A 7,578-nucleotide genomic window follows, 5' to 3' on the forward strand; every position below is an offset into this window, starting at 1 on the left:
GGCGACCACGACCTCGTGCGCCGCAACTGGCCCGCCCGGCTCGGCAACCCGCCGAGGCGGATGGTCGCGGGCGTGCCCGCGCACGTCGACGGACGGATGCTGCAGATCACCCGGGACGCGGGCGCGACCGTCGTCAACCCCGACCGGATGTGGCACTACGTCGAGGGCCTGCGCAACTGGGACCCGATCTGGGACAACCACGGCATCCGGATCCTGCCCGGCCCCTCGTCCCTCTGGCTGGACGCGGAGGGCAACCGGCTGCCGGCGCCGTACTTCCCCGGCTTCGACACCCTCGGCACGCTGCGCCACCTGCGCGCGACCGGCCACGACTACTCCTGGTTCATGCTGACCCAGCGGATCATCGAGAAGGAGTTCGCGCTGTCGGGCTCCGAGCAGAACCCCGACCTCACCGGCAAGGACGTCAGGCTGCTCCTCTCGCGCGTGAAGAAGGGAGCGGCCGGGCCGGTGGAGGCGTTCAAGCAGCACGGCGAGGACTTCGTCGTGGCCGACACCCTCGAGGAGCTCGTCGCCGGCATGAACCGGGTCGGCGACGACGACGTGCCGCCGATCGACCCCGCCCGCGTCCGCAGCATCGTCGAGGCGCGCGACCGGGAGATGGACAACACCTTCAGCAAGGACGCGCAGGTCACCGCGATCCACGGCGCCCGGACCTTCCTCGGCGACAAGCTCATCCGCGTCGCCCGGCCGCACAAGCTGCTCGACCGGGCTGCCGGCCCGCTGATCGCCGTACGGCTCAACATCCTCTCCCGCAAGACGCTCGGGGGTCTCGAGACCGACCTCGACGGTCGCTGCCTGCGCGCGGACGGCACGCCGTTCCCCGGCCTGTACGCCGCGGGCGAGGTCGCCGGCTTCGGCGGCGGCGGGATGATGGGCTACAACGCGCTCGAGGGCACCTTCCTCGGTGGCTGCCTGTTCAGCGGCCGTACGGCGGGCCGGGCCGCCGCCCGCGCCGTCTGAGCGCCGCCGGTCGAGTCGTGTCGAGCCGGTCGCGGCCGGTCAAGCGTGCGTGCCGGCGAGGTTGAGGCCGACCACGCCCACGACGATCATGCCGAGACACAACGCCTTGACCCAGTTCATCGACTCGCCCAGGTAGGCGACGCCGATGAGGGCGACCACGGCCGTGCCGAGACCGGACCAGATGGCGTAGGTCACCGAGACGGGCATCGTCTTGACGACGATGGCCAGCAGCCAGATGGAGGCGGCGTAGCCGGCGATGACGGTGGCGCTCCATCCGACCTGGCGGAACCCGTCGGTGCGCGGCAGCAGCGCGCTGGCCGCGACCTCGATCGCAATGGCTGCCAACAGCAGTACGGCGGCGTACATCTCGTCCAACTCTCCAACGGTGTGAATGTAGCGAGCGCTACAGACCTAATGTAGCACTCGCTACACGATGGGGCACAATGGCGGCGTGAACCGCCGCGAGGAACTGCTGGACCAGGTCGTCGACCACGTCCGCGAGCACGGCCTGATCGGACTCACCCTGCGGCCCCTCGCCAAGGCGATCGGGACCAGCGACCGGATGCTGCTGTACCACTTCACGAGCCGCGACGCCCTGGTGACCGCTGTCATCGCGCGCTCGGAGGACCGGGCCATCGCGGCGGTCGACGCCCTCGAGGGCGTCTCCGGCGTACGCGCCGGCGTCAACGCGCTGTGGCGGGCCTATCAGACCGAGCCGCTGCACGCCTGCCTCGACCTCTATGTGCAGGCGGCCGCGACGGGCCTCATCGGTCAGGAGCCCTACCTCAGCGTCGTGCGCGAGGCGAACGAGCGGTGGGCGGCGGCGCTGCGGCGCTACCTGGTGCGGTGCGGCGCGCCGCCGGAGCGGGTCGCGCGGATCGTCACGCTCGTGGACTCCAGCCTCTACGGCTTCCAGCTCGACCTGGCCACCGACCGGGCCGAGGAGCTGGCCCGCGGGGTCGACGACCTGGCGGCGGCCGCGCAGGCCCTCGCTGATCAGCCGTGACCTCATCGGGCGACGACCGTTGTCGCTGATGTGACCCACGCCACTCAGCACCGCCGTCGTCGCGCCGTCCGCCTCACCGCGGCCGTACCCCTCGCCCTGGGCACGCTCCTGGCTGCCACGCTGAGCAGCGGGACGGCCAGCGCCGACCCGTGGTCGGCCGCGACGGCGCAGCTCGGCCAAGGCCAGCAGGCCCAGCGCCCCGTCGAGGAGTACGTCGCGCTCGGCGACTCGTGGACCGCCGACGTCGTGATCCTCGACCGGCACGGCGGCCCCGACACGACCCACGCTCCCGCCGGCTGTGCCCAGTCGCATGTCAACTACCCGAAGCTGGTGCAGCGGGCGGTGCGCGCCGCGATCTTCCGCGACGCCTCCTGCGGCGCCGCGACGACCGACGACTTCAGCCAGCCGCAGACCGGACTGCCGCTCGGCGACACCAACCCGCCGCAGTTCGACCGGCTCACCCCGACGACCGACCTGGTGACCGTCGGCATCGGCGGCAACGACGCCGGCATCGCCGCGGCCGGGCTGGACTGCCTGAACCTGCTGCCGGTCGACAACCCGATCTCGCAGACCGGGCCGGGACTGCCGCTGGGCGGCTGCCGGGCGAAGTACGTCCGCGACGGCGTCGACCAGCTGTCGGTGCGCATCCAGCAGTCGGAGGCGAAGCTGGTCGATGCGTTCCGGGCGATCCGCCGGATCTCGCCGCACGCCCGGATCCTCGCCGTGGACTACATGGACGTCGTGCCGGCGCACGCGTGCTACCCGCGGGTCCCGGCAACCGAGACCGACATCTCCTACATCCATGCCAAGTTCGTCGAGCTCAACGCGATGGTGCGACGGGCGGCGGAGCGCGGCGGCGCGGAGCTCGTCGACACCTACGCCGTCACCGGCGGCCACGACCTGTGCCAGGGTCCGTTCGAGCGGTACGCCGAGGTCTTCGGGCCCTCGGTCAACGGTGTCGCGGTCGGCGTACCCGCCCACCCGAACTCCGCCGGCGCGCGGGCCCAGGCCGACGCGGTGCTCGGCCACCTGGCGACGCACCGCGGCTGAGCGGCTCGGCACCTGCCGCGGTGCCCCACAATGGCGCGGTGAAGCAGCGACTCCAGGCCGTCCCCGCCGAGCGGATGCACCTGTGGCTGATGCTGGTGCTGACGTTCACCACCGGCATCAACGATGCGGTGGGGTACCTCGGTCTCGACAAGGTCTTCACCGGCAACATGACCGGCAACGTCGTGATCCTGGGCATGGCGCTGGTGGGCGCGCCGGACCTCCCGGTGGTCGGGCCGGCGCTGGCGCTGGCCGGGTTCATGGCCGGGGCCGCGGTCGCCGGCCGGGTGCTGCGTCACGGCACGCGGAACTGGCACGGTCGCACGACCGTCGTCTTCGGCTCGGTCGCGGCGATCATGTTCGCCCTCGCCGCGGTCGTCTTCGCGGTCGGTGACGAGCCCTCGGCCCCGATCCGCATCACGGTCACGACCCTGGCGGCCGTGGCGATGGGGCTGCAGGCGGCGACGGCGCGGGTGATCGCGGTCAAGGACGTCACGACGGTCGTCGTGACCAGCACGATCACCGGCCTGGCCGCTGACTCGGTGTTCGGCAGCGGCAAGGGCGCGGGCTCCGCGCGGCGGGCCGTGGCGGTCGTCGCGATCCTGGCCGGCGCCGCGACGGGAGCGGCCCTGCTCGACCTGCACCTGGGATGGGGGTTCGTCCTCGCGGGCGTCCTGATCGCCCTGGCGACGTACGTCGGCGACGTGCACGACCGGGCGGTCGGCACCTGAGGCCGGAGCCCCCGACGGTCCCGGGCGCCCGCTGCTGCTCAGACCAGCGCGACGCCGAGCAGCACGGTGATGACGACGATGGCGCCGGTCATCACCAGCCCGAGCGAGAACGCCGGCAACGGCTGGCGCAGCCGCATCGCGCGCTCGACCCGGGCCCACCACAGGCAGGCCAGACCGGTGCAGAGGGCCGCCAGCGCGAGCAGCACGAGCACGACGGTCGTCCGGACCCAGTCCGTGCCGGGCACGCCGAGGGAGTGCAGCGCCACGGCGCCGGCGACGATGCCGAGTGCCGTGCGCACCCAGGCCAGGAACGTGCGCTCGTTGGCCAGGCTGAAACGCGGATCGGGCTCGCTGCCCGCGTCGTACACCCAGCGGGGATGCCGGTCGGTCACGCTGCACATGGTGCCCTACCCGGGTCGGAGCCCCTGGTTACTGGCGAGTAGGTTTGTGCGCATGGCTGAGTACGACGACGACATCGCGGTCACCCCGCGCGGCGACGGCTGCTTCGACGCGCAGCTCGACGGGCGCTGGACCGTGGGCGGCGGCCTCAATGGCGGCTACCTGCTGGGTGTGCTGGGGAACGCGGTGCGGCAGGTGACGCCCGGCAAGCCGGACCCGATCACGGTCAGCGCGTTCTACCTCGGCCCGGGCCGGCCGGGGCCCGCGGAGGTCGTGACCGAGGTCAAGCGCGACGGCGGCTCGCTGAGCGTCGTCGCCGCCGACCTGGTGCAGGAGGGGGAGAGGCGGCTCAGCGTGCTCGCGACGTACGGCGACCTCGACCGCTTCGGCGGCGAGGACCGCGCCACCGCCACCGAGCCGGAGCTGCCGCCGGTCGAGGAGTGCTTCTCGACCGTGCGGATGGGCCAGGACCTGCTCGACATCGCGCCGATGTACCAGAAGTTCGAGATGCGCTTCCCGCGCGACGGTGTCGGCTGGGCTGTGGGCAAGCCGAGCGGTGCGGGTGCGATCGGCGGCTGGTTCCGGTTCCGTGACGGCCGCGAGCCGGACGCGTTCTCGCTCATCACCATCTGCGACCTGCTGCCGCCGGTCACCTTCGACCTCGGCATGCCGGGCTGGGCGCCGACGCTCGAGCTCACCGTGCACGTGCGCGCCAAGCCGGCGCCCGGCTGGCTGAAGGTGCGGCACGCCACCCGCACCATGGCCGGCGGCATGTTCGAGGAGGACTGCGAGATCTGGGACTCGGCCGGCCGCCTGGTCGCCCAGAGCCGTCAGCTCGCCCGCCAGCCCCGGCCGACCGCCTGAGCCGCTAGCCCGAGGACCTGCCCCGCGAGCTCGGCCGTACGCTCGCTCGACCCGACGGCCTGGCGCGGCGCGTGCGTTCCTCACGCCCCGCTGGGCCGTCGCATCGCGAACACCCAACGTCGGTGGGGGTGCTCGGTGACCGACCAGAGCCGGTCGGTCGGCGGGTGGTAGGTGAGGTCCTCCGGTCCCATCGGCGTGGCCCAGCGGTGCCGCCGGAACGACCCCGGCCGGCCGGCCAGGACCGTGCCCGGACGCCACGGCCCGTGCGACACGGTGACGTAGTGCGTGCCGCCGACGACGGCGACACCCTGCATCTGCCGCTCACCCTCCTCGCTGACCTCCAGCGCGCGGCTGATCCCGGACGGGTCGGCGGCGAGCAGCCCGCTCTCCTCCTCGAGCGCGAAGCGGACCAGCCGCCGGGTCTGGTCGCGGCGCGCGTACTCGCCGACCACCAGCGCCGGGGCCGGCCCGGACCGGTCCAGGGCGAGGAAGGAGTAGCGCAGCAGCTCGGTGCCCTCCTCGGCAGCGGCCCGGTAGGCGAACCGCACCGGCAGCAGGTACGGCGCACCGTGCCGGTTGCTCGGGTCGTGCAGCAGGTCGTCGAGCCGGCAGGTCAGGAAGCCGCGCCGGGTCGCCGCCACGTGCACGTTGCCGGCCTGCCAGACCAGGCCGCCGGCGTGCACCGCGACCGGCTGCACGCCCGCCCTGCCGTCGATGACGGTCGGCTCGACCAGCAGCACGTGCCGGTAGCGCCGTGACGCCAGGTCGAGCACCGTGATCCGGGATCCCCAGCCGGTCTTGGAGTACCACGACACCAGCAGCAGGTCCCGGTCGCTGTCGCTGCCGGCGTCCGTGCCGTGCGAGGTCGTGATGCCCTGCGGGTACCACGTCGGGTCGGCGTTGTCGGCCCGCGACCAGGTCAGCGCCCGGCGTACGGCGAGGCCGGGTGCCAGGGTGCGTCGCGCCCTCCGGTCCAGGTCGTCGAGCACGCCGCTCAGGCCCACCCGCCCGCCGCCGTACGGCGCCAGCGAGTCGGCGAGCGCGTCGATCTCGGCGGCGTTCTCCTCCGTCCGGGTCAGGTGCAGCGTCACGCGTCGATCCTGCCTGACTACGCTCGCAGCCATGAACCTCGTCGTCGGAGCCGCCATCCTGCGCGGTGGCAAGGTGCTCGCCGCGCGCCGCACCGCGCCGGCCGAGCTCGCCGGAGGGTGGGAGTTCCCGGGCGGCAAGGTCGACGTGGGCGAGGACCCCGACGGGGCGCTGGTGCGCGAGGTCGAGGAGGAGCTCGGCTGCGTCGTGGAGGTCACCGGCTGGCTGGGCCCCACCGTTCCCGTCACCGACGCCCTCGCGCTGCGCGTCGCCACGGCCCGGATCCTCGCCGGCGAGCCGGAGCCCACCGAGCACGACCGAGCCCATGACGCCGTCCGCTGGCTCGGGGCCGACGAGCTCGACGAGGTGAGCTGGCTCGACGCCGACCGGCCGTTCCTGCCCGAGGTCGCGGCGCTGCTGACGGAGTTCGGCAACCGGCTGCGCGGCATCTTCTTCGACGCCGACGACGCCGCCACCGTCGTCGCGCGACTGCGGTCCGACGGCTGGGAGGCCGAGATCGTCCGCGAGCGCTACCAGGGCGAGGACGACGACGAGGACCACCCGTGGGCCGTCGTCAGCGACGCCCCCGAGATGGTCATGGAGATGCTCGTCGATGAGTTCGACGGCTGGCTCGACGACGGCACCCCCATCGAGCCCGGCGCCCTCCCGCCCCCGCTCGACCTCCCCGCGGCCCCGAAGCGCATCAAGCGCCCCCAGTAGCGCCGCCTTCGCTGGTCGTCTCGTTGGTCGAGCAGCGAGGCCGCCCGCGGCCGAGCGTGCTCGACCGGCGCTCTCCACAGCCCGGTGGCCGGGGCGGCATGGAATGTCGGTGCCCTCTGGTGGAGTGGTGTCATGACGATCTCGGACCTCGCGATGGGCGATGCGGTGCTGGACTCCAGTGCCGGGTTGCTGGCCGAGGTGCGGGCCTCGCGGCGGCGGGTGGCGGCCGAGGAGGTGCTGCAGCTGCGGTTGGCGCTGCGGTACGCGGCGTTCAACTCTCCGGGCTCGATCCATCCGGCCGCGACGATGCCGGGCAGCGAGGGTGAGCTGTCCATCGCCGGGGACGGTGCGCCCGGGATCGCGGAGTTCGCGGTGGTGGAGTTCGCCGCCGTGTGTGGTCTCTCGGCCGACGCCGGCCGCGACTATCTGGGCCAGGCCCTGGAGTTGGCGTACCGGCTGCCGGCCACCCTGGACCGGGTGCTGGCCGGCGAGGTGCCGGTGTGGCGGGCCCGGCGCATCGCCCAGCACACCGTGACCCTGCCACCCGACGGCGCTGCCTGGGTCGACACCCAGGTGGCCGGAGTCGCGGAGAGGGTCGGACCGATCACCCTGGACCGGCTGGTGGCCGACGCGATCGTCCGGTTCGACCCCGAGACCGCCGCCCAACGCGCGCTGGAGGACCTCGAGACCCGCCACGCCCGCGTCACCCTCAACCACGTCCCCGACGGCATTCTGGCCACCGGC

9 protein-coding genes and 1 pseudogene are annotated in these 7,578 nt (G+C 73.3%); 7 read left to right on the forward strand and 3 right to left on the reverse strand.

What is annotated here, in order from left to right; translation table 11 throughout:
• Positions 1–978 (forward strand): FAD-binding dehydrogenase (locus tag VGE38_RS11835; RefSeq protein ID WP_331142748.1); only part of this gene is annotated, 978 nt, incomplete at its 5' end.
• A 39-nt stretch (positions 979–1,017) separates the two neighbouring features.
• On the opposite strand, the gene VGE38_RS11840 is transcribed toward VGE38_RS11835, so the two are convergent.
• On the reverse strand, positions 1,018–1,344 hold the full coding sequence (locus VGE38_RS11840; RefSeq protein ID WP_331142756.1) for a DMT family transporter: 327 nt from the start codon (positions 1,342–1,344) through the stop codon (positions 1,018–1,020).
• A gap of 85 nt (positions 1,345–1,429) precedes the next feature.
• On the opposite strand from VGE38_RS11840, the gene VGE38_RS11845 reads away from it, so the two are divergent.
• From VGE38_RS11845 to VGE38_RS11855, 3 genes are read left to right on the forward strand one after another with little or no spacing between them, the layout of a single operon-like run.
• Positions 1,430–1,984, forward strand: coding sequence for a TetR/AcrR family transcriptional regulator (locus tag VGE38_RS11845; RefSeq protein ID WP_331142749.1), 555 nt, complete (start codon positions 1,430–1,432; stop codon positions 1,982–1,984).
• Positions 1,985–2,014: 30 nt separating this feature from the next.
• A complete protein-coding gene (locus tag VGE38_RS11850; protein WP_331142750.1) occupies positions 2,015–3,034 on the forward strand; it encodes an SGNH/GDSL hydrolase family protein in 1,020 nt (339 codons plus the stop codon).
• Positions 3,035–3,072: 38 nt separating this feature from the next.
• Positions 3,073–3,762 carry a YoaK family protein gene (locus VGE38_RS11855; protein WP_331142751.1) on the forward strand — a complete coding sequence of 230 codons (690 nt, stop codon included), beginning with the start codon at positions 3,073–3,075 and terminating at the stop codon, positions 3,760–3,762.
• A gap of 38 nt (positions 3,763–3,800) precedes the next feature.
• Here VGE38_RS11855 and VGE38_RS11860 read toward each other — a convergent pair whose 3' ends face one another.
• Positions 3,801–4,154 carry a YidH family protein gene (locus tag VGE38_RS11860; protein WP_331142752.1) on the reverse strand — a complete coding sequence of 118 codons (354 nt, stop codon included), beginning with the start codon at positions 4,152–4,154 and terminating at the stop codon, positions 3,801–3,803.
• 61 nt (positions 4,155–4,215) lie between these two features.
• Here VGE38_RS11860 and VGE38_RS11865 point away from each other — a divergent pair, with 61 nt between their 5' ends.
• Positions 4,216–5,025 (forward strand): thioesterase family protein, encoded by an 810-nt coding sequence (locus tag VGE38_RS11865; protein WP_331142753.1) that lies wholly within the window; start codon positions 4,216–4,218, stop codon positions 5,023–5,025.
• Positions 5,026–5,105: 80 nt separating this feature from the next.
• On the opposite strand, the gene VGE38_RS11870 is transcribed toward VGE38_RS11865, so the two are convergent.
• The gene (locus VGE38_RS11870) at positions 5,106–6,116 is read right to left on the reverse strand and encodes a hypothetical protein (RefSeq protein ID WP_331142754.1); all 1,011 of its coding nucleotides are present in this window, start codon (positions 6,114–6,116) and stop codon (positions 5,106–5,108) included.
• A 31-nt stretch (positions 6,117–6,147) separates the two neighbouring features.
• On the opposite strand from VGE38_RS11870, the gene VGE38_RS11875 reads away from it, so the two are divergent.
• A complete protein-coding gene (locus tag VGE38_RS11875; protein WP_331142755.1) occupies positions 6,148–6,834 on the forward strand; it encodes a (deoxy)nucleoside triphosphate pyrophosphohydrolase in 687 nt (228 codons plus the stop codon).
• Positions 6,835–6,966: 132 nt separating this feature from the next.
• A pseudogene (locus tag VGE38_RS11880) lies at positions 6,967–7,578 on the forward strand (hypothetical protein); the annotation flags it as partial.

Origin of the sequence: Nocardioides sp. (assembly GCF_036405735.1) — a bacterium.
Taxonomy (GTDB): Bacteria; Actinomycetota; Actinomycetes; order Propionibacteriales; family Nocardioidaceae; genus Nocardioides.